The 23,885-nt window shown below is 42.0% G+C and carries 27 protein-coding genes; 10 read left to right on the top strand and 17 right to left on the bottom strand.

The genetic code is table 11. The annotated features are described in order from the left end of the window. Nucleotides 1-247: 247 nt before the first annotated feature. The 6 genes from WKT20_RS01845 to WKT20_RS01820 all read right to left on the bottom strand — a co-directional run bounded on the left by WKT20_RS01845 (nt 248) and on the right by WKT20_RS01820 (nt 5,964). Nucleotides 248-1,408 carry a sodium ion-translocating decarboxylase subunit beta gene (locus tag WKT20_RS01845; RefSeq protein ID WP_340416723.1) on the bottom strand — a complete coding sequence of 387 codons (1,161 nt, stop codon included), beginning with the start codon at nt 1,406-1,408 and terminating at the stop codon, nt 248-250. Nucleotides 1,409-1,410: 2 nt separating this feature from the next. Continuing rightward, nucleotides 1,411-1,839 carry a biotin/lipoyl-containing protein gene (locus WKT20_RS01840; RefSeq protein ID WP_007563146.1) on the bottom strand — a complete coding sequence of 143 codons (429 nt, stop codon included), beginning with the start codon at nt 1,837-1,839 and terminating at the stop codon, nt 1,411-1,413. A gap of 22 nt (nt 1,840-1,861) precedes the next feature. Further along, complete coding sequence (locus WKT20_RS01835; RefSeq protein WP_340416727.1) at nt 1,862-2,791, bottom strand: OadG family transporter subunit; 930 nt, start codon at nt 2,789-2,791, stop codon at nt 1,862-1,864. Nucleotides 2,792-2,816: 25 nt separating this feature from the next. Beyond that, nucleotides 2,817-4,370 carry an acyl-CoA carboxylase subunit beta gene (locus tag WKT20_RS01830; protein WP_007563148.1) on the bottom strand — a complete coding sequence of 518 codons (1,554 nt, stop codon included), beginning with the start codon at nt 4,368-4,370 and terminating at the stop codon, nt 2,817-2,819. 49 nt (nt 4,371-4,419) lie between these two features. Continuing rightward, nucleotides 4,420-4,824: a methylmalonyl-CoA epimerase gene (gene mce / locus WKT20_RS01825; RefSeq protein WP_007563149.1), complete on the bottom strand. Its 405-nt coding sequence runs from the start codon at nt 4,822-4,824 to the stop codon at nt 4,420-4,422. Nucleotides 4,825-4,989: 165 nt separating this feature from the next. Further along, nucleotides 4,990-5,964: a GNAT family N-acetyltransferase gene (locus tag WKT20_RS01820; protein ID WP_340416722.1), complete on the bottom strand. Its 975-nt coding sequence runs from the start codon at nt 5,962-5,964 to the stop codon at nt 4,990-4,992. Between the two features lie 75 nt (nt 5,965-6,039). On the opposite strand from WKT20_RS01820, the gene WKT20_RS01815 reads away from it, so the two are divergent. The 5 genes from WKT20_RS01815 to WKT20_RS01795 are packed head-to-tail and all read left to right on the top strand — an operon-like array spanning nt 6,040 to nt 8,848. Next, entirely contained in the window at nt 6,040-6,576 is a 537-nt protein-coding gene (locus tag WKT20_RS01815; RefSeq protein ID WP_118163420.1) for a nitroreductase family protein, read from the top strand. Then, nucleotides 6,576-6,911, top strand: coding sequence for a hypothetical protein (locus WKT20_RS01810; protein WP_007563154.1), 336 nt, complete (start codon nt 6,576-6,578; stop codon nt 6,909-6,911). The genes WKT20_RS01815 and WKT20_RS01810 overlap by 1 nt, the downstream gene beginning before the upstream one ends. Next, nucleotides 6,908-7,705 (top strand): Rossmann-like and DUF2520 domain-containing protein, encoded by a 798-nt coding sequence (locus WKT20_RS01805; protein ID WP_117700712.1) that lies wholly within the window; start codon nt 6,908-6,910, stop codon nt 7,703-7,705. Before WKT20_RS01810 ends, WKT20_RS01805 begins: the two co-directional genes overlap by 4 nt. A gap of 18 nt (nt 7,706-7,723) precedes the next feature. Next, nucleotides 7,724-8,242 carry a KdsC family phosphatase gene (locus WKT20_RS01800; protein ID WP_007563159.1) on the top strand — a complete coding sequence of 173 codons (519 nt, stop codon included), beginning with the start codon at nt 7,724-7,726 and terminating at the stop codon, nt 8,240-8,242. A gap of 9 nt (nt 8,243-8,251) precedes the next feature. Beyond that, nucleotides 8,252-8,848 carry a Maf-like protein gene (locus WKT20_RS01795; protein WP_117700713.1) on the top strand — a complete coding sequence of 199 codons (597 nt, stop codon included), beginning with the start codon at nt 8,252-8,254 and terminating at the stop codon, nt 8,846-8,848. On the opposite strand, the gene WKT20_RS01790 is transcribed toward WKT20_RS01795, so the two are convergent. Together WKT20_RS01790 and mtaB are read right to left on the bottom strand one after the other, a co-directional pair. After that, nucleotides 8,845-9,867, bottom strand: coding sequence for a glycosyltransferase family 2 protein (locus WKT20_RS01790; protein ID WP_278454090.1), 1,023 nt, complete (start codon nt 9,865-9,867; stop codon nt 8,845-8,847). The two genes, WKT20_RS01795 and WKT20_RS01790, sit on opposite strands and share 4 nt — an antisense overlap. Further along, a complete protein-coding gene (gene mtaB / locus WKT20_RS01785; RefSeq protein WP_340416721.1) occupies nt 9,864-11,180 on the bottom strand; it encodes a tRNA (N(6)-L-threonylcarbamoyladenosine(37)-C(2))-methylthiotransferase MtaB in 1,317 nt (438 codons plus the stop codon). The genes WKT20_RS01790 and mtaB overlap by 4 nt, the downstream gene beginning before the upstream one ends. A gap of 302 nt (nt 11,181-11,482) precedes the next feature. On the opposite strand from mtaB, the gene WKT20_RS01780 reads away from it, so the two are divergent. Beyond that, the gene (locus tag WKT20_RS01780) at nt 11,483-11,683 is read left to right on the top strand and encodes a PG1828 family lipoprotein (RefSeq protein WP_117700716.1); all 201 of its coding nucleotides are present in this window, start codon (nt 11,483-11,485) and stop codon (nt 11,681-11,683) included. A 354-nt stretch (nt 11,684-12,037) separates the two neighbouring features. Here WKT20_RS01780 and rplI read toward each other — a convergent pair whose 3' ends face one another. From rplI to rpsF, 3 genes are read right to left on the bottom strand one after another with little or no spacing between them, the layout of a single operon-like run. Next, nucleotides 12,038-12,487, bottom strand: coding sequence for a 50S ribosomal protein L9 (rplI, locus tag WKT20_RS01775; protein ID WP_340416720.1), 450 nt, complete (start codon nt 12,485-12,487; stop codon nt 12,038-12,040). An 18-nt stretch (nt 12,488-12,505) separates the two neighbouring features. Then, on the bottom strand, nt 12,506-12,775 hold the full coding sequence (gene rpsR, locus WKT20_RS01770) for a 30S ribosomal protein S18 (protein ID WP_005841178.1): 270 nt from the start codon (nt 12,773-12,775) through the stop codon (nt 12,506-12,508). 2 nt (nt 12,776-12,777) lie between these two features. Continuing rightward, entirely contained in the window at nt 12,778-13,125 is a 348-nt protein-coding gene (gene rpsF, locus WKT20_RS01765; RefSeq protein WP_007563184.1) for a 30S ribosomal protein S6, read from the bottom strand. 206 nt (nt 13,126-13,331) lie between these two features. On the opposite strand from rpsF, the gene WKT20_RS01760 reads away from it, so the two are divergent. Next, entirely contained in the window at nt 13,332-13,778 is a 447-nt protein-coding gene (locus WKT20_RS01760) for a MarR family winged helix-turn-helix transcriptional regulator (RefSeq protein ID WP_007563189.1), read from the top strand. A gap of 190 nt (nt 13,779-13,968) precedes the next feature. After that, a complete protein-coding gene (locus WKT20_RS01755; protein WP_007563191.1) occupies nt 13,969-14,145 on the top strand; it encodes a hypothetical protein in 177 nt (58 codons plus the stop codon). 74 nt (nt 14,146-14,219) lie between these two features. Here the strand turns inward: WKT20_RS01755 and rprY are convergent, their stop codons facing one another. The 3 genes from rprY to WKT20_RS01740 all read right to left on the bottom strand — a co-directional run bounded on the left by rprY (nt 14,220) and on the right by WKT20_RS01740 (nt 18,897). Then, the gene (gene rprY, locus WKT20_RS01750) at nt 14,220-14,918 is read right to left on the bottom strand and encodes a response regulator transcription factor RprY (protein ID WP_007563193.1); all 699 of its coding nucleotides are present in this window, start codon (nt 14,916-14,918) and stop codon (nt 14,220-14,222) included. A 3-nt stretch (nt 14,919-14,921) separates the two neighbouring features. Next, nucleotides 14,922-16,472: a sensor histidine kinase gene (locus WKT20_RS01745; protein WP_117700717.1), complete on the bottom strand. Its 1,551-nt coding sequence runs from the start codon at nt 16,470-16,472 to the stop codon at nt 14,922-14,924. Nucleotides 16,473-16,737: 265 nt separating this feature from the next. Then, entirely contained in the window at nt 16,738-18,897 is a 2,160-nt protein-coding gene (locus tag WKT20_RS01740) for an elongation factor G (RefSeq protein ID WP_340416719.1), read from the bottom strand. A 218-nt stretch (nt 18,898-19,115) separates the two neighbouring features. Here WKT20_RS01740 and hemW point away from each other — a divergent pair, with 218 nt between their 5' ends. Both hemW and WKT20_RS01730 read left to right on the top strand, forming a co-directional pair. Continuing rightward, on the top strand, nt 19,116-20,249 hold the full coding sequence (hemW, locus tag WKT20_RS01735) for a radical SAM family heme chaperone HemW (protein WP_118243635.1): 1,134 nt from the start codon (nt 19,116-19,118) through the stop codon (nt 20,247-20,249). Nucleotides 20,250-20,326: 77 nt separating this feature from the next. Then, entirely contained in the window at nt 20,327-20,485 is a 159-nt protein-coding gene (locus tag WKT20_RS01730; RefSeq protein WP_181976277.1) for a hypothetical protein, read from the top strand. A gap of 120 nt (nt 20,486-20,605) precedes the next feature. Here WKT20_RS01730 and glmM read toward each other — a convergent pair whose 3' ends face one another. The 3 genes from glmM to WKT20_RS01715 all read right to left on the bottom strand — a co-directional run bounded on the left by glmM (nt 20,606) and on the right by WKT20_RS01715 (nt 23,831). Beyond that, nucleotides 20,606-21,994 carry a phosphoglucosamine mutase gene (gene glmM, locus WKT20_RS01725; RefSeq protein ID WP_118163407.1) on the bottom strand — a complete coding sequence of 463 codons (1,389 nt, stop codon included), beginning with the start codon at nt 21,992-21,994 and terminating at the stop codon, nt 20,606-20,608. 25 nt (nt 21,995-22,019) lie between these two features. Then, a complete protein-coding gene (locus tag WKT20_RS01720; protein ID WP_340416718.1) occupies nt 22,020-22,688 on the bottom strand; it encodes a DUF4827 domain-containing protein in 669 nt (222 codons plus the stop codon). A 105-nt stretch (nt 22,689-22,793) separates the two neighbouring features. Beyond that, a complete protein-coding gene (locus tag WKT20_RS01715; RefSeq protein ID WP_340416717.1) occupies nt 22,794-23,831 on the bottom strand; it encodes a DHH family phosphoesterase in 1,038 nt (345 codons plus the stop codon). Between the last annotated feature and the right edge of the window lie 54 nt (nt 23,832-23,885).

Below are 23,885 nucleotides of genomic sequence, written 5' to 3'. Positions count from 1 at the left end.
TAACTTTATCTAAGAACAGACTTCCATTTTACCTCGGCACGAACGTGACAATACCTCGAAACGAACGTGACGAGCTCTCATCAGCAACGTGTCAAGGTCTCGGCACGAACGTGTCAAGATATTTTTATAGAAACGCCTTGTAGAAAATGAACAAGTCAAAAGACATTGCTTCAACTGAGCTATACCAAAACAACAGGGGGGTGCATTATGTGTGAAATGCATCCCCCTGTTCTGATATCGTAATCTTTTAAATCAGGAATCCCAGCAAGATACCGGCAGCGACTGCCGAACCGATTACACCTGCTACGTTCGGACCCATGGCGTGCATCAACAAGTAGTTGCTTGGATCATATTCCAAACCTACTACCTGAGAAATACGGGCTGAGTCGGGCACAGCAGATACACCGGCATTACCGATAAGCGGATTAATCTTATCACCTTTCGGAAGAATCAGGTTGAAAATCTTCACGAAAATCACACCTGAAGTTGTAGCGATAACGAATGACAAAGCACCCAATCCGAAGATTTTCAGAGAATCCACAGTCAGGAACTCAGAAGCCTGAGTAGAAGCTCCTACAGTAAGTCCTAACAAAATGGTAATGGTGTCAATCAGCGGACCACGGGCTGTTTCAGCCAGACGACGTGTTACACCACTTTCCTTCAACAGGTTACCGAAGAACAGCATACCTAACAAAGGCAAACCGGAAGGAACCAGGAAGCAGGTCAACAACAAACCTACGATTGGGAACATCACCTTTTCTGTGTGTGACACGGCACGAGGTGCTTTCATGCGAATCAGTCTTTCCTTCTTGGTAGTGAGCAAACGCATGATAGGCGGCTGTATCACCGGCACAAGGGCCATGTAGGAATAGGCCGACACGGCAATGGCTCCCATCAGGTTAGGTGCCAGCTTGGATGAAAGGAAGATAGCGGTCGGACCGTCGGCACCACCAATGATACCGATAGCTCCAGCCTGCATCGGGTCGAAGCCCCAAGCCAAGGCAATCATGTATGCACCAAAGATACCAAACTGTGCTGCCGCCCCAATCAGCATCAGCTTCGGATTGGAAATCAGGGCCGAGAAGTCGGTCATGGCACCAATACCTAAGAAGATAAGGGGCGGATACCAGCCGGACGTGACTCCCTGGTACAAAATGTTCAATACGGAACCCTCCTCATAAAGCCCGACTTTCAATCCGGCCTCCATATTGAAGGGAATGTTACCAATCAAGATACCGAAGCCGATAGGAATCAGCAACATCGGCTCAAATTCTTTTGCCACGGCCAGATAGATGAAGAATATACCGACCAGAATCATCACCACATGCTGGAGCGTGGCGTTATGAAAGCCGGTATAGGTCCAGAAATCGGCCAGGTTATTCTGTAAAAAACTAGCAAATTCTCCCATAATTATTCAATGATTATAAGGTCTGTACCTTCGAGTATTGATTCTCCCTTGCTCACCTTGATGGCGGTTACCTTACCGTCACGGTCGGCCTTGATGTCGTTTTCCATCTTCATGGCTTCGAGCACGAGCAATGTCTGTCCGCGTTTCACGGTATCTCCTTCTTTCACCTTGATTTCCAGAATAACACCCGGAAGCGGAGACTTGATACCCGACTTGCTGCCTGCCACAACCGGACGGCTCACTGCTGGAGGAGGAGCTGCCGGCGTAGTAGCTGCCGTACGAACTACCGGTTTGATTTTCGGACCGGCTTTCTTTTCCAGTTCCACGGTATACGCCGTTCCGTTTACTTCTACATGTACATTATTGTCTTCTATGTCTCCCACGGTCACCTTATAAAGATTTCCGTTAATTTTATATCTGTATTCTTTCATGGTTTTCGTTATGCTTTAGAGGTTATTTCTTATGAGGAGTTTCACGCAATGTATAAATCTTAGAACTCCACGGTGAATAGCTTCGTTTTACCCGACTGATGGTCAGGATGGTTTCTTCCACATCGTGGTCGGCTCCCTGTGCTTCGTGCAAAGCCATAGAGATGGCAGCAATCACTTCACCCGGAGCTTCACCCAACTTACGTTCTTTTGCTTCCTGCTTGTCGGTGACATTCTGCGCTTTCATGGCGTTACGCTTACGCAACTTAACCGCCAGTTTACCCACAAATTTAAAGCACAGGTAAAGCAAGATAAGTCCGGTAAATACCACACTCATGGCAGAAATAGCCATACCGATACCTACAGGGTCATGCTGTTCGAAATTCTCCATCTTCGGATTGCTCTCGATGGTCTGGTTATTGGTGCTCGGAGTGACATATTTGTCTTCACTTCCACCCTTCACTTCCCATGTAGCCGTACCGTCGCCAACGCGTGCATACGACTGGTCGGCCTGAAGCATACCTGCGGGAACTACCACCTCATCCAGCAATTTTTTACCAGAGTCGTACAAACCAATCCAGTTGTCTTGTGTCTTGCTAAATACAAAGTTGGTATGGAAAGTTCCTCTTCTTGGTGCCCCGTCGGCCCAGAAAAGAGCATGCTGACGCGGTTTGAGCAAGGTCAGCACATCTCCCTTGGGAATAAAATAAGACAAAGTATCGCCCGGCTGACTGCTCACTCTCAGATAGCATCCGGCCAGGTCGGCACTGCTGTAAGCTCTGTTGAATATTTCTACCCAACCGCTGTGGGTGCCATAATCATCCTGAAAGTTGCTCTCATTATCAATCAACACTTCATTGATAAGCAACTTGGACGCGGTGTTCTGTTCCTTACAGGACGAGAACCCGACCAGCAGAAACAGGGCCAGAAATATTCCGATTTTATGTGTTTTCATCATCATTGTCAAGTTTTAGTTACTATTACAAAGGAATATTACCGTGTTTCTTAGCTGGATTGCTCAGCTTCTTAGTCTGTAACTGCTGCAAAGCACGAATAATGCGGAAACGCGTGTTACGCGGTTCAATCACATCGTCAATGTAACCATACTTGGCCGCATTATACGGGTTGGCAAACAGCTTGGTATATTCAGCTTCTTTTTCGGCCATAAAGGCTTTCGGATCGGGTGCTTCTTTTGCTTCCTTTGCATACAGTACTTCTACGGCACCGGCTCCTCCCATCACGGCAATCTCAGCAGTAGGCCATGCATAGTTCATATCGCCACGCAACTGCTTACAGCTCATCACGATGTGAGAACCTCCATACGACTTACGAAGGGTTACTGTTACTTTAGGCACGGTAGCTTCACCGTATGCATACAGCAACTTCGCACCATGCAGAATAACCGCATTGTATTCCTGACCTGTTCCCGGCAAGAATCCCGGAACGTCTACGAGTGATACGATAGGAATGTTGAAGGCATCGCAGAAACGAACGAAACGGGCAGCCTTACGAGAAGCATTGCAATCGAGCACACCGGCCAGGAATTTCGGCTGGTTGGCTACGATACCCACTGACTGTCCGTTGAAACGTGCAAAACCGATAATGATATTCTTGGCAAAATCACGCTGGATTTCAAGGAATTCACCATTATCGACAATAGCACCGATTACTTCATACATATCGTAAGCCTTATTCGGGCTGTCGGGTACGATTTCATTCAAAGAATCTTCCAAGCGGTCTATCGGGTCGGTACAATCAACATAAGGCGGTTCTTCCAGGTTGTTCTGTGGGATATAGCTCAACAATTTACGAATCAATGCCAACCCTTCTTCTTCTGTAGAAGCTGTGAAATGAGTCACACCGGAACGAGTGGAATGTACACTGGCACCTCCCAGGTCTTCCTGTGATACATCTTCGCCTGTCACAGTCTTTACTACCTTCGGACCAGTAAGGAACATGTAAGAAGTACCTTCCATCATCAAGGTGAAGTCTGTCAAAGCCGGAGAATACACTGCACCTCCTGCACATGGGCCGAAAATACCGGAAATTTGCGGAATAACTCCCGAAGCCAGAATATTACGCTGGAAAATCTCTGCATAGCCCGCCAAAGCGTTGATACCTTCCTGAATACGTGCACCACCAGAGTCATTCAATCCAATACAGGGAGCTCCCATTTTCATGGCCATATCCATCACCTTGCAGATTTTCAGTGACATGGTTTCAGACAAGGAACCGGCAGATACCGTGAAATCCTGGGCAAAAACATAAACCAGGCGGCCTTCGATTGTTCCGTATCCGGTTACGACGCCGTCTCCCAAATAATGCTTCTTGTCCATTCCGAAGTTTGTGCAACGATGCTGTACGAACATGTCCATTTCTTCAAAGCTGCCTTCGTCAAGGAGCATGGAAATACGTTCGCGGGCTGTGTACTTACCTTTATCGTGTTGTTTTTCGATGGCTTTCGCACCTCCACCCAGACGGGCCTGTGCGCGAAGCTCTATTAATTCTTTTACTTTTTCAAGTTGGTTACTCATGGTATTAGTATTTATATTTGATAATTAAATAAGGGTCTTTTCCCGGTGGTTATTTTTCACAAAGTTCCGTCAATACGCCCATCGTAGATTTCGGGTGAAGGAATGCAATGTGAAGACCTTCTGCTCCTTTACGCGGGGCCTTGTCAATCAAACGAATGCCTGCTCCTTCAGCCTGTGCCAGCGCATTGGCTACTCCGTCTTCTACTGCAAATGCCACATGATGTACGCCCATGCCGCGATTTTCAATAAACTTGGCAATTGTGCTGTCAGGACCGGTTGGTTCCAGCAATTCAATTTTTGTGTCACCACATTTCAAAAACGCAGTCTTTACCTTCTGGTCTTCTACGGTTTCTACGTTATAGCATTTCAATCCGAGGACGTTTTCATAATAAGGAAGGGCTTCTTCGATACTGTTGACCGCAATGCCCAAATGTTCAATGTGAGAGATTTTCATAATAGAATTGTTTTTTATGGGTATTAAATTAAAGTACGTGTTTAATATACACACAGACAAAGAAAAGAAAATTGTGCTGAAAAAAGAAACTTTTTGACGATTTTTTCAAAGAAATCCCGTTGTTTAAAAAGAGTTTAATCCATTGACAGAAGTATGGAAAGGGGGCTATACATAGATTTTTGTCAGCAGACGATTCAGCCAGTTCCAACGCACATGAAACCAACGGCGACTGCTCATCTGCTTTCCGCCGAAACGCAGAATAAAGTCACGGAAACCGTATTTCTTAAAAGGTAACCCGGCTTCAATAAATTCAAAATGAGCATATCTATGCTCACGGGCATACTGCATGGCTCCCCATACGGCAAGAACTCCCGGAAACTGCAGCGGATACGTTTTTCTCATCCCCCCGGAAAAAAGCAAATAGGCATCTTCTCCGGAAAACAGACAGACCGAACCTCCGATAATCTTGTTTTTATAACGAATGATAAAAATCCGTCCGCAATGGGATGAATGCGTCAGCAAAGTAGTGAAGAAACCGATGTCGGGCAAGTAACAATGAATCTTGGGCGAATAATAATGCTTGAGCATACTGAAAAAAGCCTGCACATCTGTTTCTGTACGTGCCACATCAATTACGGCTCCATTCTTCAGTCCCTGATGAATTTGCCGCTTGCGGGAAGTACTCATACTCATCCATTTGTCCAACGAATCATGGTGCAAAGAGTTGCGTACCCGAAGCCAGCGTATCGGGAAATATCCGTTTTGCCGGAAATAACGGTAACCAAACAAAGGTTCTTCCAGATTACGAAATTCTAAAAGAAAAGATTTCTCTGCGAACTGCTGCGTAAAGTAGGAAAGCAGTTCCTGAAAAATATGTTCTTTCGGATAAGAAGAAGGAAAGTATTCACCTGTGCCGTACGCATAACTCTTTTCGGCAAAACGTAGTAAATTGGTAGAACGGCGAGTGATGCATAGCAGCTTTCCCACAGGAGATTTCCCCTCGTAGGCTACCAGTAAAAGCGGACGAACTCCCCTTGTCTGTTCCAATACATGGAACAGTTCCGTAGAATGAAAGATGTTTGAACCCGGAAGGGCGGGTACATCCTTAGCATGATAATATGTAGCTAAACGGATGTTCATGTAATGCAAATTTACATTTTTTTATTGAGGATTTAACGGGGAAGCCTTATATTTGTCCAAACAAACTAAATTTTTATGGAAAACTTCAGTGATTTAATCAAAAACCGGCGAAGCATGCGAAAGTTTACGGATGAGGAACTGACACAAGATCAGGTGCTCACATTACTGAAGGCGGCCCTGATGGCTCCGTCTTCCAAACGCTCCAATTGCTGGCAGTTCATCGTCGTAGACGACAAGAACACACTGGAAAAATTATCTTTCTGTAAGGAATCGGGAGCGGCATTCGTAAAAGATGCTGCACTGGCGATTGTAGTGACTGCCGACCCGCTCGCCAGCGATGTGTGGATTGAAGATGCTTCCATTGCGTCAATCATGATTCAGCTTCAGGCAGAAGATTTGGGACTGGGAAGTTGCTGGGTACAGGTAAGAGAAAGATTTACCGCCAACGGCACACCGGCCAACGAATATATCCATGAACTGTTGGACCTTCCTTTACAATTGCAAGTGCTGTCCGTCATCGCTGTAGGACACAAAGGGATGGAACGCAAACCTTTTGATGAGTCACACCTGCAATGGGAAAAAGTACATATCAATAAATTTGGAGGGAAATAATGGCAGCAGCATCGGGCAAACACAAAGATACCTATCGGGCTACAGCCGTTTTTCTTGTACTGACAGGACTACTCTACCTGATAGACAAATGGGTCGGATTCGGTCACCTCGGACTGCCGTGGGTGATGCAAAAAGATACGATGTTGCTGTATGCAGCCATTATTTTTCTGTGGTTCAAAAGTGACAAATCGGTAGGACTCATCTTATTAGGTATCTGGCTGATTCAGAATATCGGACTGGTTATCTCTCTGCTGGGACAGATGTCGACTTTCCTCCTGCCCGCCACCTTGCTGGTCATCGGAGTTTTACTTTACTTCTTATCTTCACGCGGATGATGAATAAAAAAGATTTTTCCATTGTATGCATAGGAGCAGGCAATGTAGCCACTCATCTGGCTCAAGCTCTGCAACAAAAGGGATTCCACTTGTCGCAAATTTACAGCCGGACACAGGAATCGGCACAAGCTTTGGCACAGACATTAGGATGTGCGTGGACCACCTGCCTGAAACAGGTAGACGAACACGCTGATTTGTACATCGTATCGGTAAAAGATGCCGTTTTGGAAACAGTCATTTCACAACTTGCCCACTGTAATCCGGATGCTCTGTACCTGCACACAGCAGGCAGCATGCCAATGGAAGTATGGAAGGGAAAATTCAAAAACTACGGAGTAGCATACCCCATGCAAACTTTCAGCAAACAGCGGGAAGCTAATTTTGAAGAAGTGCCGTTTTTCCTCGAAGCCAATTCGCCGCAGAATTTGTCCCTCCTTCAGGAAATAGCCGGAGGTCTTAGCCCGAAAGTATACAATGCCAGTTCGGAACAACGGAAATACCTGCACATAGCAGCTGTCTTTGCCTGTAACTTTAGCAATCACATGTATGCCATTTGCCAGCATTTGCTTCAGGCACAACACCTTCCTTTTGAGTCTATGCTACCACTGATAGATGAAACCGCCCGAAAAGTACATGAATTATCCCCGGTGGAAGCACAAACCGGTCCGGCAAGGCGTTACGATGAAAATGTAATTAACCGCCACCTGAATATGCTGGAAGAAGAACCTAAGCTTGCAGAAATCTATCGGTTACTGAGCGAACACATCCATTTATATGAAATCACTAACCATTGACCATTTAATTTTTCAAATATGATAAATTACGATTTGACTCAAATAAAAGCACTGTTTTTCGATGTAGACGGAGTACTGAGCGCCGAAACAATCTTTTTGCATCCCGACGGAGAGCCCATGCGTTCTGTCAATATCAAAGACGGGTATGCGTTGCAACTGGCTGTGAAATGCGGACTGCATGTGGCCATTATCACAGGGGGCAAGACGGAAGCCGTTCGGAAACGCTACGAAGGACTGGGTATAAAGGATGTGTACTTAGGCGCTGCTGTGAAAACCCGTGAATACAAGGAACTGTTAGAAAAATATAACCTGAAACCGGAAGAAGTGCTTTACATGGGAGACGATATACCCGATTATGAAGTAATGCAGTTGGTGGGACTCCCCTGTTGTCCGGCAGATGCGGCACCTGAAATCAAGGCCATCAGCAAATACATTTCTCACCGACAGGGAGGATATGGCTGCGGACGCGACGTCATTGAACAAGTTTTAAAAGCACAGGGAAAATGGATGGCCGGACAGGCTGCCTTTGGCTGGTAACCAATAAATATGCAAGAGATGAAACCGTTAGAAAACATACAGCATTATAAAATCGTACTTGCCTCCAATTCTCCTAGACGACGAGAATTGCTGAGCGGACTGAATTTAGAATATACGGTCAGGGTACTTCCGGATATAGATGAAAGCTATCCTGATACGTTGAAAGGGGAAGAAATTCCAATGTACATCTCACGTGAAAAAGCGAAAGCTTATCGTAACTCCATGGCGGAAGACGAGTTAATCATTACAGCCGACACGGTGGTGTGCATCAACGAAAAGGTATTGGGAAAGCCCCGGACACAGGAAGAAGCCAAAGAAATGTTACGGGAACTTTCCGGCAAAACACACCAGGTAATTACCGGAGTATGTCTGATGACCTGTGGCCTGCAACGTACGTTTTCGGCTACAACTCAAGTGACATTCGACGTACTGACAGAGGATGAAATTGAATTTTATGTAGAAAAATTCCGCCCACTGGACAAAGCTGGGGCATACGGAGTACAAGAATGGATTGGCTTTGTGGGAGTTTCCCGACTGGAAGGCTCCTATTTCAATGTCATGGGCCTTCCGGTGCAACGTTTGTATCAGGAACTCAAGAAACTTTAATGTGAAAGGGCTGAAAAGTTTTTTCGGCCCTTTACTTTTACCTGCCACACCAAACTGAAGGAATAGCGTTCGGGAATGGTCTTCAATACTGTATGGGCCAGGTTTTGTTGACGGTCGGCAGTAAACTGGCTGCGAATCCGGAAGAACTCCCGACGGGCATTCCACACAGCTTTGGCATTGGCAAAATCTCCTTTCAAAACCCAGACTGCAGCGGCACAATAATCCAGGAAAGTACGGACACGCATCACAGGCTTTAATTCTTCTTCCGGCAGGTTCTTATACAGCATCAGCAAATTGTTTCGGAAATTCAGGAAAGTTTTACGGGGATTTTCCTTTTTCAAGGTAGCCCCTCCCACATGATATACCGTACTTGAAGGAATACAGACAAGCTGATAGTCTCGACTGCGTAAACGCCAGCACAAGTCTATTTCTTCCATGTGTGCAAAGAAACGTCCGTCCAGTCCCCCCACATTCCGATATACGTCCAGACGAATCATCAAAGCTGCCCCCGTAGCCCAGAACACAGGAATCACCTCGTCATACTGCCCTTTGTCTTCCTCTACACTCTCAAAAACGCGTCCACGACAGAAAGGATAACCATAACGGTCAATAAAGCCTCCACTTGCTCCGGCATATTCAAACAGGTTCCGGTGACGATACGCACGAATTTTGGGCTGACAGGCCACAGTCTCCGGATGAGTATCCAAATAATCGACCATTGGCTGAAGCCATCCTTCCGTCACTTCTACATCACTGTTGAGCAGGACAACGTATTCCGCATCTATTTTCTGCAAAGCATAGTTGTAGCCATCGGCAAAACCATAATTCTTGTCCAGGCGTATCAGATGGACAGAAGGAAATTCTTTTTCTACCACCTCACACGAAGCATCCGTGGAAGCATTGTCGGCTACATAAATTTCCGTTCCCTCCAAACGCGAACAAGCAATCACTGAGGGCAAGAACTGGCGAAGCATGGCTTCCCCATTCCAGTTTAAGATGACTACAGCTGTCTTTATCATAAAATAGTTCCTTTAAGCGACGTTCCGTCTTCATTAAAATCACCCAAACGCACTTTTACCAGATGGTTATCCAGTTTTTCATCGTGCGCCAGTTCCACCCGAATGTAGTTTTTCGTAAAACCGTGCATGGGTGTACCTGCTTTAGATTTCTCCATCAGCACTTCTGCTTCTGCACCAATATGACGGGCATAGAAAGCTTTCGTCTTTTCACCTGAAAGCTCCAGTAAACGCTGGCTTCTGGCATGCTTTTCCTGAGCAGGAACCACATAATCAATTTTCAAAGCCTGAGTTCCCGGACGTTCTGAGTAACTGAACACATGCAGCTGAGTTACATCCAACCCCTTAATAAACTCATAAGCTTTTTCAAAATATTCAGGAGTCTCTCCGCGAGTACCCACGATGACATCTACTCCAATAAAAGCATCAGGCATCAGAGACTTTATCTTTGCAATCTTGGCTGCAAACAAAGCCGTATCATAACGACGGCGCATCAACTTCAGCACCTCATCGCATCCGGATTGCAAAGGAATATGGAAATGAGGCATGAAACGACGGGATTGAACTACATATTCAATGATTTCATCCGCCAGAAGATTGGGTTCGATAGAAGAAATACGGTAACGATCAATGCCTTCTACTTCATCTAAAGCCTTCACTAAATCAAAGAAGGTTTCACCCGTTGACTTTCCAAAATCACCGATATTCACTCCGGTCAGCACAATTTCTTTTCCTCCTTCAGCTGCTGCCTGGCGAGCTTGTGCCACCAAATCTTCTATCTTTCCATTACGGCTTCTTCCTCGTGCAAATGGAATGGTACAGTAAGAGCAGAAATAATCACATCCATCCTGTACCTTCAGGAAATAACGGGTACGATCCCCACGAGAACAAGAAGGAGAAAAAGTACGAATATCTTTGGTAGCAGTAACTACAGCCTCTCCATGCATATGTTTCTGCAAGTTGCCTAAATAATTCATCAGCTCACCCTTCTGTTCTGCTCCTAATACCAAATCCACTCCTTCTATATCAGCCACCTGCCCAGGTTTCAGCTGAGCATAGCAGCCTGTTACCACAATAAATGCATCAGGATGCTGACGAGAAAGACGATGAATGGCTTGCCGACATTTTTTATCTGCCATTTCTGTCACCGAACAGGTATTAATCACACAAATATCTGCTTTTTCACCTTTTCTGGCTGTCCGAACTCCTGCTTCCTTTAACGTTTTTCCGATAGAAGAGGTTTCTGCAAAATTAAGCTTACAGCCCAACGTATAATAAACAGCTACTTTATCCTGAAAAATAGTTGTATCAATCATATCTCTTTACAATTTTAGAAGTTTGCAAAGGTACACATTATTCACGATTTCTGAAACGGGTTTCTAAATTTGCAACCTCTATTCACTGCTTCTATACATATTTCTTCATCTTTTAAGAAATTTCTCAGAATACGAAGAAAAAAATTATGTTTTGCAACATATTACAATTCAAGCAAACAGGTTATAAAACATATTTTTTTTGAAAAAAGTGACTAAAAAGAGAACAACGTATTGAAAAAGTCTATATCTTTGCAACGTTTTAAGAAAACAACATAAGTATTACAGATTAAAAAGCAAAGAAAATGAAAAAATTAGTATTCTTGTTCGTAGCATTTGCTGCAGTTTCTTTCGCTTCTTGCGGAAACAAAGCAGCTAACAGTGAAGTTGCATCTGATTCAGATTCAGTAGCAGTAGTTGAAGAAGCAGCTCCGGTTGTTGATTCAGCAGCAGTAGCTTGCGATTCAGCTGCAGTCAGCGCTGACTCAGCAGTAGTAGCTGAATAATCTCGAACATCGGAGAGAATTGAAAGTCTGTAAGCTCAGCCTACAGACTTTTTTTATACCCTTTTGCTAACTACTAATACCCTATCTTATATTTTTATCACACACTTATTCCTCACTCATACAAACATATTTTATCCCCAGATTTATCTTATTCAAGCAACAGCCCCCATTCTTCACTCCACTTTTTTTCACATCATACCTCCATTCACTACTAAACTTTTACAGACTAAAAGAAAGAAGACTCGAAGCCACAGTCGTCACTATGATCAATTTCTCCAATTCCATACAAATAAAAAAACCCCGAACAGATCATTGTCCATTCGGGGGATTTATTAAAGTATTTACAGATACAAATTAAGCTTCTTCTGCAACTACTTCGAAAGGAATTTCTACAGAAACTTCCTTGTGAAGTTTAACCACAGCTTTGTAGTGTCCAACTTCTTTTACGTTATCTTTAACAACGATAATCTTACGATCGATGTTGTGACCCAACTTAGCCAATTCATCAGCAATCTGAATATTACCTACTGAACCATAGATAACACCTGTTGCACTTACCTTTGTAGCGATAGTCAAAGAAACACCCTTCAATGTTTCTGCAACAGCTTCAGCATCTTTCTTAATCTTCTCCAATTTGTGAGCACGCTGTTTCAATTCTTCAGCCAGCATTTTCTTTGCAGCCAGAGAAGCAATCACAGCTTTACCTGTCGGAATAAGATAGTTACGACCATAACCAGACTTAACGGTTACAATATCATTCTTGTAGCCCAAGTTAACTACGTCTTCTTTCAAAATCAGTTCCATATTCTTATTCCTCCTTTATTATTTCATCATATCAGTTACGAAAGGCAGCAAAGCCAAGTGACGAGCTCTCTTAACAGCCTGCGCAATACGACGCTGGAACTTCAATGAAGTACCTGTAATACGGCGCGGAAGGATTTTACCCTGTTCGTTCAAGAATTTCTTCAAGAATTCAGGATCTTTGTAGTCGATGTACTTAATACCGCTCTTTTTGAAACGACAGTATTTTTTCTTCTTAACGTCTACTGAAGGCGGAGTTAAATATCTGATTTCTGATTGTTGCTGTGCCATGATTAGTTTTCCTCCTTTTTAGTTGATTTTACATTTCTTCTCTTAGCAGCGTATTCCGCAGCATACTTATCCATCTTGAAAGTCAAGAAACGGATTACACGTTCGTCACGACGGTAGTTAACTTCCAACTTCTCGATTACAGACGGTTCTGCTTTGAATTCAATCAGTTGATAGAATCCTGTAGATTTTTTCTGAATTGGGTAAGCCAATTTTTTCAATCCCCAGTTTTCTTCATTGATGATCTCCGCACCTTCCTGAGTAAGGATAGCTTTGAACTTCTCTACCGCTTCCTTCATCTGAACATCAGACAAAACGGGAGTTAAAATGAAAACGGTTTCGTATTGATTCATACTATTCGTTAATTAAATTAATTAATAATGATTTTTTATTTGCGCGGCAAAGGTACGACTTTTCAATTAAGAATCCAAGACTTCTCATATATTTATGCAATAAAGATTCTTAAAAAAAGAGAGATTTATCTTCCAAACTCTCCTCTCCCTACTTTATATATAGGTGAAATGTCGTATATTTGCAAAGTTGTTTAAACAATAATTACATGATAGAACAATTCAATTTTGACATTCAGCTGATATTTGCCATTTTAAACGGAAAAGTATCGGCCGCCATTAACAGAAAACTGAGCCGGAACTTCCGATTAAATGACATGGAAATTACACCGGAGCAATGGACCGTGCTACTCTACCTTTGGGAAAAGGACGGAGTTACCCAGCAAGAGTTATGCAATGCAACCTTTAAAGACAAACCCAGTATGACCCGTCTGATCGACAATATGGAAAAACTGCACCTAGTCATACGTGTATCAGACAAAAAAGACCGTCGGACCAATAAAATTCATCTGACAGAAACTGGTAAAAAATTAGAGGAGAAAGCACGCTTTATAGCCAACAAGACATTAAAAGAAGCTTTGCACGGACTAACATTAGAAGAATTGAGAATTAGTCAAGAAGTACTTCGAAAAATCTTCAATAACACAAAAGACTAAAAAACGGAAGTTTTTTACCTATCTGGCATTTAATAGAAACATAAAAATCATTTCATTTGTCAAGCTTTTATAAAACGACCTACATATATGCTCAAATTTCCGTTTTTTTTCACGAAATAATTTTTCGGATAAAAGAATTATGCTTTAATTTGTAACCATGAATAAATAAACCATAAAAAAGAAGACACACATGAAAAGCTTATTACAGAATTTAGGAGTGATATTGGTTATCATCGGTGCTGTGATTCTCATTGCAAGCTATGCAACAGGTAATGTGAACAACAACGCAGTATTGGGAGTTTCTTTGTTACTCGTTGTTGCCGGATTGATTTCATATATCATCCTGAACAAAAGAATTACAGATTGATTTTTCAATCAACAGCAATAAAAAAGCCTGAATTAAACATTCAGGCTTTTTTATTGCTCACTTCCGAAAAGTCTTTATTCACCTTCCGGAGTAATCAATTTATATCCCTTTCCGTGAATATTGATAATTTCAATTGAATCATCTTCTTTCAGGTGCTTACGCAATTTTGTAATATATACATCCATGCTTCTTGCATTGAAGTAATTGTCATCAATCCAGATAGTTTTCAATGCAAAATCTCTCTGAAGAATTTCATTTGCATGTGCACAAAGTAAGCCTAACAATTCAGATTCTTTTGTAGTCAACTTAGTCTGTTTGTCACCAATTGACAAAATCTGTTTCTGAGTATCAAAGGTAAAACGACCAATCTTGTACACTGTACTTTCACGGTTACGTTTTCCACGTACACGACGCAAGATAGCTTCAATACGGAATGTCAGCTCTTCCATACTGAAAGGCTTCGTAATATAATCATCCGCACCAATCTTAAATCCTTCCAGAATATCTTCTTTCAGCGTTTTAGCAGTCAAGAAAATAATAGGAACTTCTGCATTTGCCTGACGAATCTCTTGCGCCAAAGTAAAACCATCCTTTCTAGGCATCATCACGTCAGTTACTACCAAATCATATTTACTCTTCAGAAAAGCCTTGAATCCAACTTCTCCATCTGGGAAAAGATCAGCATTGTAACCTTTTGCCTGCAAATATTCTCTCAAAAGCATGCCAAGATTCTCATCATCTTCGCACAGCAAAATACGCAATTTGTCGTCCATATCTTATTCTTCTTTAAATAATGGTATAGTAATTATAAATTTTGTTCCTACATTCAATTCGCTTTCAGCCCGGATAGAGCCCTTATGATCTGCGATTATTTTTTTCACATAAGCCAAGCCAAGTCCAAAACCTTTCACATCATGCAAGTTTCCGGTATGAACCCGATAGAACTTGTCGAATATCTTTTTCAAATTTTCTTTTTTAATCCCGATACCGTTATCCTCAATAGAAATACATAGTTTTCCACTTTCATTCCACGTACGGATTTTCAATGCAATGTCACGATCCGGACTCTTATACTTCACCGCATTATCTAACAAATTGAATACCACATTGGTGAAATGCATCTCATCCACAAAAATCACCGGATCCTGCGCATTTAATTCCGCCTCTAACGTACCATTGTTTTTCTCTACTTTCAAACGGAAAGTATTCACAACTCCATTGATCAATTCATGCGCGTCAATCTCCTTTTTCTTAAGTGTTACACTCTGCCTTTCAAACATAGACATCTGCAACACCTTTTCTACCTGAAAACGCAAACGCTTTGTTTCATCATTAATAACTCCTGATATATGCTTAAACATTACAGGCGACTTACCTACAGCCGGATCATTCAGCATTTGAGCAGCCAATGATATGGTAGAAATCGGAGTTTTAAACTCATGCGTCATATTATTGATGAAATCATTCTTAATTTCAGTCAACCGTTTTTGACGGAAAATAATATAGATCGTAAAAATGAACGTAATCAACAACACGACTGTAAAGATGATAGACGGAATCATAAACTTCACAGAACTGAATATGTAATTATCCAGTGTGGGGAAGAAAATATTCACAAAGCCCATCTTCGCAGGAGGATCTTTTTCAAAGAGCAAACGAGAGTAGATTTTTTCATCGTCATGCACATAATCCGAACAACGGTACACTTCTTTCCCATCCCGGTCTGTCACCGAAAAGTGATAGGGAATATCGATACCATTATTAAATAGTTCTGTTTTCAGAAAATGATCAAGCTGTTTAAAGTTGACTCTTTCTTTCAAAGGCTTGTCATTTGCCGTATAAAGAATATTGTACACTACCTCATCCAGCAATGCACGTTGATATACATAACGTTCTTTAAGGACCTCCTGCAATGCACGTGATGTCTGCGGAATAGTTCTTCCTGTAGAGATGACCACCTTCGGCACATTTGATGGCCGATTCATAATAGTCTTCAACTCAAAAGTAGAGTAAGTAGAGCCATCAGGTGCCGTAATCGTATACTGATGATGTTCTACCACATTTTCACCGGCTTCATTCTTTTCCTGGTATTGCCTGGACAACAACGCAGCACGTTCTTGTGCCGCTACATCCTTCTCCAAATATTTTTTTGTTTCAACCAGTTCCAAGTTATGCACAGCCTTTCCCAAACTGCGGTTTACATTCTCTTCAAACTGACTACGCCGCATTTTGACCATCTCCTCAATATAGCTTACCTGCAAATAGAGCAAGCTCAAGAAAGACAGTCCCATTACAACTCCTAATATCCAAATAGTCGATTTTTTCATATGGACAAATTTAACAACCTGACAAATACGACGCTAATAGATTAACAAGCTTTAAATAAGATTTTGTCGCATATTAACCATAAATCAAATTTTACCTAATAAAATCTTCACTATCTATTATTTTAAGCACCTATACATTACAAAAATAATAGAATTTTAGATTAATAACAAATAAACAGAGGGTTTTGTTTAAGCTAAGTTAAACAAAAAAAGCCGTGCTTTTTAAGAAACACGGCTTTTTTATCTATAAAAATCACAACTAATATTATGCTTCGTCCTTTTCTTGCTCTTCAAATTCCTTCATCAGCTTGGTCTGTACATCCGTCGGAACCAGTTCATAGCTGGCAAATTTCATAATGAATGAAGCACGACCTCCAGTCAATGAACTCAAAGCTGTAGAGTAATTCGACATTTCTTTCAATGGAACTTTAGCGCTCAACTTTTCATATCCTTTTTCACTGGTCATACCCATAATCATACCGCGACGACCTTGCATGTCACTCATCACGTCACCCAACTTGTCACTCGGAGCGAATACTTCCACATCATAAATCGGTTCCAAAATCTTCGGACCTGCATTCTTAAATGCTTCACTAAACGCATGGCGACCAGCCAGCATGAAGGAAATTTCATTCGAATCTACCGGGTGCATCTTACCGTCGTACACAATAACACGTACATCACGTGCATACGAACCAGTCAGCGGTCCTTGTTCCATACGACTCACGATTCCTTTCAAAATAGCTGGCATGAAACGAGCATCAATTGCTCCACCAACTACACTGTTGACAAACACGAGTTTACCACCCCATTCCAAGTCAATTACTTCCGTACCCTTCACGTTCATCTTATACTCCTGACCGTTGAACTTGTACACTTCCGGAGCAGGCATACCCTCATAATAAGGTTCTACAATCAAGTGAACTTCACCAAACTGTCCGGCACCACCCGACTGTTTCTTATGACGATAGTCTGCACGAGCCGACTTAGTAATTGTTTCACGATATGGAATCTTAGGTTCATAGAACTGAATCTGCAACTTTTCGTTGTTTTCCAGACGCCATTTCAATGTACGCAAATGGAATTCTCCCTGACCGTGTACCAGAATCTGACGCAATTCCTTAGACTGTTCTACAATCCAAGTCGGGTCTTCTTCACGCATACGGTTCAATACCGCCATCATCTTTTCTGTGTCGGCTTCATTTACTGGCTTGATAGCTCTCGTATACTTCGGATTCGGATATTTAATGAAATTGAATCGGTTCTCACAATCCTTGCCATTCAAGGTATTACCCGTCTTCACATCTTTCAATTTTACTGTACAGCCAATATCTCCCGCACGCAGTTCGTCCACTTTTTCACGGTTAGCACCTGCACATACATAAAGCTGTGCCATACGTTCTTTCGAACCTCTGTCAGCGTTGCTCAAATCATCACCTTCATGCACCACACCACTCATCACCTTAAAGTACTGTACATCTCCGATATGAGGTTCCACAGCTGTCTTAAAGAAGTAAAGTGAAGTAGGACCATTCGGATCGGGAGGAACAGGAACACCACGTGTATTGTGAACTACCGGCATTTCATCCACGAACGGTACCACATTACCCAAGAATTCCATCAAGCGGCGCACGCCCATGTCCTTACCTGCACATACACAGAATACCGGGAACATACCTCTGGCAGCCAAACCCTTACGAATACCTTCACGCATTTCATCTTCTGTCAGCGATTCAGATTCAAAGAATTTTTCCATCAGGCTTTCGTCGTGTTCAGCCGCAGCTTCCACCAGCGTCTTATGCCATTCCTGCGCTTTTTCCATTTCTTCTGCCGGAATGTCTTCAATGGTTGGAGCACCGCCGTCCGGTCCCCAAGAATATTTCTTCATTAAAAGTACATCAATCAACGAATTGAAGTCGGGTCCTGTACTAAGCGGATACTGAACCGGAACAACTTTAGAACCATAATTCTCTTTCAACTGTTCAAGCACATGGTCAAAATCGCATTTTTCACTATCCAACTGGTTTACCAGGAAAATCACCGGCTTACCCAGTTTTTCAGTATAACGGAAGTGATTCTGTGTACCCACTTCCGGACCATATTGCCCGTTCAACAACAAAATGGCTGTATCAGTCACATTCAATGCGGTAATGGCAGCTCCCACGAAGTCATCACTTCCCGGACAGTCGATAATATTCAACTTCTTTCCGTTCCATTCTACATGATATACAGTAGAAAATACCGAATATCCGTATTCCTGCTCTACCGGGAAATAATCACTCACCGTATTCTTGGCAGTAATTCTTCCGCGACGTTTTATAATACCACTCTCATAGAGCAAAGCTTCTGTGAGAGTGGTTTTACCTGAGCCATCATTACCGAGAAGGGCAATGTTCTTGATTTCGTTTGTTTGATATACTTTCATGGTATTTCAAGATTTAGTTTAGTAACGAAAGGATATGCTTTTCATATCTCTTATTTTTTAACGAAGCGCAAATTAGAGATTATAATTCAGAAAAACAATAAAAAGTTTCGTGTTACTAAACTATGTTTTCAGACATACAAAATCTGTATTCCTTCTTTCCTCCCATAAATTATCCGTATCTTTACACCCGTAAAACAACTTCTTACAGTAGATTAATTATGGCTGGAATCTATCTTCATATCCCTTTTTGCAAACGACGTTGCATTTACTGCGACTTCTTTTCTACAACAGAAAATGATAAAAAAAGCACATACGTACAGGCTCTGTCCAAAGAACTTGAGCTGCGGAAAGCCTATCTGGATGGAGAAATTATTGACACCATCTACTTTGGTGGAGGTACGCCTTCACAATTAGAAGGAAAAGATTTCATTCAGCTTTTTGAAACCATCTATAAGATATATACTGTAAATCCGGAAGCCGAAATTACAATTGAAGCAAATCCCGACGATCTGACACCTGAATACATAGCCATGTTACGTACCCTCCCGTTTAACCGATTAAGCATGGGCATACAAACCTTCAAGGAAGACACCCTTCGTCTGCTTCACCGCCGGCACACGGCTGCTCAGGCTCAACAAGCATACCAACATTGCCGAGAAGTTGGTTTTCAGAATATCAGTATCGACTTGATGTACGGACTGCCTGGAGAAACATTAGAAGACTGGCAAAAAGACCTTCAAACAGCCCTTCAGATGCATCCGGAGCATATTTCAGCCTATCATCTGATTTATGAAGAAGGCACTCCTTTATGGAACTTGAAAGAAGCACATCAAGTGGAAGAAACGGATGAAGATTTAAGTGTCTCCTTATTCAAGGAGTTGATACATACCCTCAAGAGCAACGGATATGAACATTATGAAATATCCAATTTCTGTCTCCCGGGATTCCATTCACGTCACAACTCCAGTTACTGGACAGGCAAAGAATACCTGGGCTGCGGTCCTTCTGCCCATTCATATGACGGGACTTCCAGACAATGGAACGTAGCTTCTCTTTCTCAGTATATACAAGGTATTCAAAAAGGAACACCTTATCAGGAAAAGGAAGAGCTTGATCTGTATACGCGCTATAATGATTTTATCATTACCCGTCTGCGCACTGCTTACGGTATCCCCACCCATATACTGAAAGAGACATTTGGAGAAACCTTATTCGATTATTGCATGCGCATGGCTTCTCCCCATCTGAAACAAGGATTCCTGACACTCGACAATCACGTCATGAAGCTCACAGAAAAAGGGATATTTATTTCTGATGGAATTATGAGCGACCTGTTATGGGTAGACGATTAGATTATTTAACACTTTTCAGATAGGGGGGATATTCATATTTTGGCGTTTTCATTATAAATCCCTAAAAACAACGCATTATGGAAACTCAAAAAGTTATTCTGCCCTTCTTTTACGCATTATTCCATGCTGGTTTCTCGTCAGAAGAAAACTCGTCCCCTATTCTTTCACCACAAAAAGAATCAGCATTACATTCAGAATTAATCCCCATCCCTTCAGAAGAATCTGAAAAGGAATAACCCTACACACATTTTCTCTATCACACATTCACAAAAAAAATTCCGGAATGAAAACCAGCTAACCGCTTTATTTCATTCCGGAATTCATTTTATTTTCAGAAGAATGCGCTAACGCCTCTCTTATTTAGCCAGACTGTATACAATGTCCATAATCTGCTTACCGATTTCATCAGCAGCTTCCATTGTAGAAGCTTCTGAGTATACACGAATAATCGGTTCTGTGTTACTCTTACGCAGGTGAACCCACTTATCAGGGAAATCAATCTTCACACCGTCAATGTCATTGATTTCTTCATTCTTGTAAAGTTCTTTTACCTTCGCCAAAATAGCATCTACATCTGTTTCCGGAGTCAGATCAATACGATTCTTCGCAATGAAATAGTTAGGAAAAGTAGCACGCAATTCGCTTACTTTCTTTCCTTCGTGTGCCAGATGACTCAAGAACAAAGCAATACCCACCAATGCATCACGTCCGTAGTGAGATTCCGGATAAATCACTCCACCATTACCTTCACCACCGATAACCGCATTAGTAGCTTTCATCTTGGTTACTACATTTACTTCACCCACTGCAGAAGCATTGTATTCCATGCCATATTTGCGAGTGACGTCACGCAACGCACGAGTAGAACTCAAGTTAGAAACTGTATTTCCCGGAGTATGCTTCAATACATAATCAGCTACTGTTACCAGCGTATATTCTTCACCATACATAGCTCCATTTTCACAGATAATAGCCAGACGGTCTACGTCAGGGTCTACCACAAAGGCTACATCACAAGTACCTTTCTTCATCAAGCCCATGATGTCACCCAAGTTCTTTTCCAGAGGTTCTGGATTATGCTGGAAGTCGCCAGTCGGTTCGCAATACAACTTTTCCACATGCTGTACGCCCAGCTGCTCCAACAACTGAGGTAGTACTACACCACCTACAGAGTTCACACAATCAATTGCCACGCGGAAATTAGCCTTACGGATAGCTTCTACGTCTACCAGTTTCAATGCCAATACGCTGTCAATATGTTTCTGGTTGTATGTATTATCTTCACGATACTTACCAATATGTTCGATATCTGCAAATTCAAATTCTTCTGCAGCAGCAATACGCAAAACCTCATTACCTTCGGCCGCATTCAGGAACTCACCATGCTCATTCAACAACTTCAAGGCATTCCATTGTCTCGGATTATGGCTGGCTGTCAGAATGATACCACCACATGCACCTTCCATAGTTACTGCAAGTTCTGTAGTCGGAGTAGAAGCCAATCCGATATTTACTACATCGAATCCCATTCCCATCAACGTTCCGCAAACCACATTCTTCACCATCTCACCAGAGATACGCGCATCACGGCCTACTACAATCTTATTTGATTTATTGGTCGTAGTCTTACGAATCAATGTAGCATACGCTGAAGTGAATTTCACGATGTCCAAAGGATTCAATCCTTCGCCGGCATGGCCGCCTATAGTGCCACGAATTCCGGAAATAGATTTAATAAGTGTCATAAATAAAGGTTTTTAATTATTTAGGTTATCTTGTCATGTTATAGGTCAATTCATAAAAACATGGATATACGGACTGAGTAGCCGAAGAAGTACCTTCACTATGCGGCACAATCAATTTCACACGTGCTATTTTCTCTGCATCATTTGTCCTTCCCGGTTTCAGATAACGCAGCGGAATCAACCACCCAGAAGGAACAGCTACTGTTTTATACATGCCATACATACTATAAGAATCATTACGAGTAAACGAAGCCGAATAAGAATCACCGCTAATTGTCAGTTTAAAATCCTCGCCCTTGATTGTATAAGAAGGATTGGCTACGTGAAAATTAGCCAGCAAAGTATCTCCAGCTGTCATACCTAAATCAGTGCGCGTCTGGAGTGCCACTTCCACAAAACGGGCTACCATATCATAGGTTCCATCTCCCAACACAGCCTGACCAGCTCCTCGATTATCCACATGCATATAGACTCCACTTTCGTCCAACAACACATATTCATTTTCTTTCGTCGTAGAATCCTGTGCAGCAAAATCAGCCTCAGAAATAACTTTTATGTCATTTTCCAAAATGTACTTATTAATGGCATCTGCCTCCTCTTCTTTCATTTCAGCATATGTCTTTCTGTTATTACAACTTTGCAGCGCCAGCATTATCAGGGCAGTTACAGCCCACAGCAAATAATTCTTTTTCATCTTAATAAGCATGTTTACACGGGCAAATGTAGTAAAATGTCTATAAAACATCTTTCCTATTTTGTCCAATTATGTCTAATATTGTTCAAGAATAAAAATTTCTCACTAATTTTTCAATAACAAACTCTCATATTTCACCAAGGCCTGCTTAAATAAATCCACAGCCTCATCCATTGTACCATAAAACTCTCCTCCAGAAGCATTCAAATGCCCCCCTCCGTTAAAGAATTCTGTCGCAACCTGATTACATGGGAAAGCCCCAACCGAACGAAGTGAAACCTTAATCATATTCTTTTCCGTATCTTCACGCAAGAATACCGAAAAGCAGATTCCCTTCATCTGAAGAGGAATATTTACGAATCCTTCCGTATCTCCTTTCACGTAACGGAATCTACCCTGCTCTTCCTTTGACAGACAGATTAAAGCCGCACGGAACTGAGGATATACTTGCATTTTTTCATAAAGCACATACCCCATCAAACGAAGACGACCTTCTGAATATGTATTGAATACTTTACGATAAATATCATCCTTATCAATGCCTTTAGACAGCAGTTCACTTATAATGAAATAAATTTCACGGTTATTGGAATTATAAGTAAAACCTCCCGTATCCGTCATCATTCCGGTATAAATACATTCTGCTCCTTCCAATGTAATGTCATCAAAACATCCCAGACGGCATATCAGCCTAAAAATCAATTCTGAAGTAGAAGATATTTCCGGATGTGAAATAGTCACCCTACAGAATGGTTCCGGATTCAAATGATGGTCAATCATGACCTTTCTCCCTTGAGCTGTTCTGACGGCTTCTGCCATCCGGTCAATACGAGACAAGGCATTAAAATCAAGACAACAAATCACGTCTGCTTCTGCAATCAGTTTATCGGCAAACTCAGCATATTTATCATAACGGATAATATCTTTTGCTCCAGGCATCCATCGTAAAAAGTCAGGAAACGCATTAGGCACAATTACATTTACAGTCTTGTCATGTACAGACAAAAAATGATACAAGCCCAACGAAGAACCCAACGCATCTCCGTCAGGAGAAACGTGAGTCACAATCACCACTTTATCAGCCCGTTCAAAATAAGCCTCAACTTTATCAATATGGGCCTGAAGAATTACTTTTGACAACATATTCTTTTTCTTAAACTTACACTTTTGAAAGGAGCAAAAGTACAAATTTATTTT

Source organism: Phocaeicola sp. ICN-14070, from assembly GCF_037892625.1.
Lineage (GTDB): Bacteria > Bacteroidota > Bacteroidia > Bacteroidales > Bacteroidaceae > Phocaeicola > Phocaeicola plebeius.
Note: the sequence above shows the minus strand (reverse complement) of the source record. Positions and strands in the feature narration are given on the sequence as shown.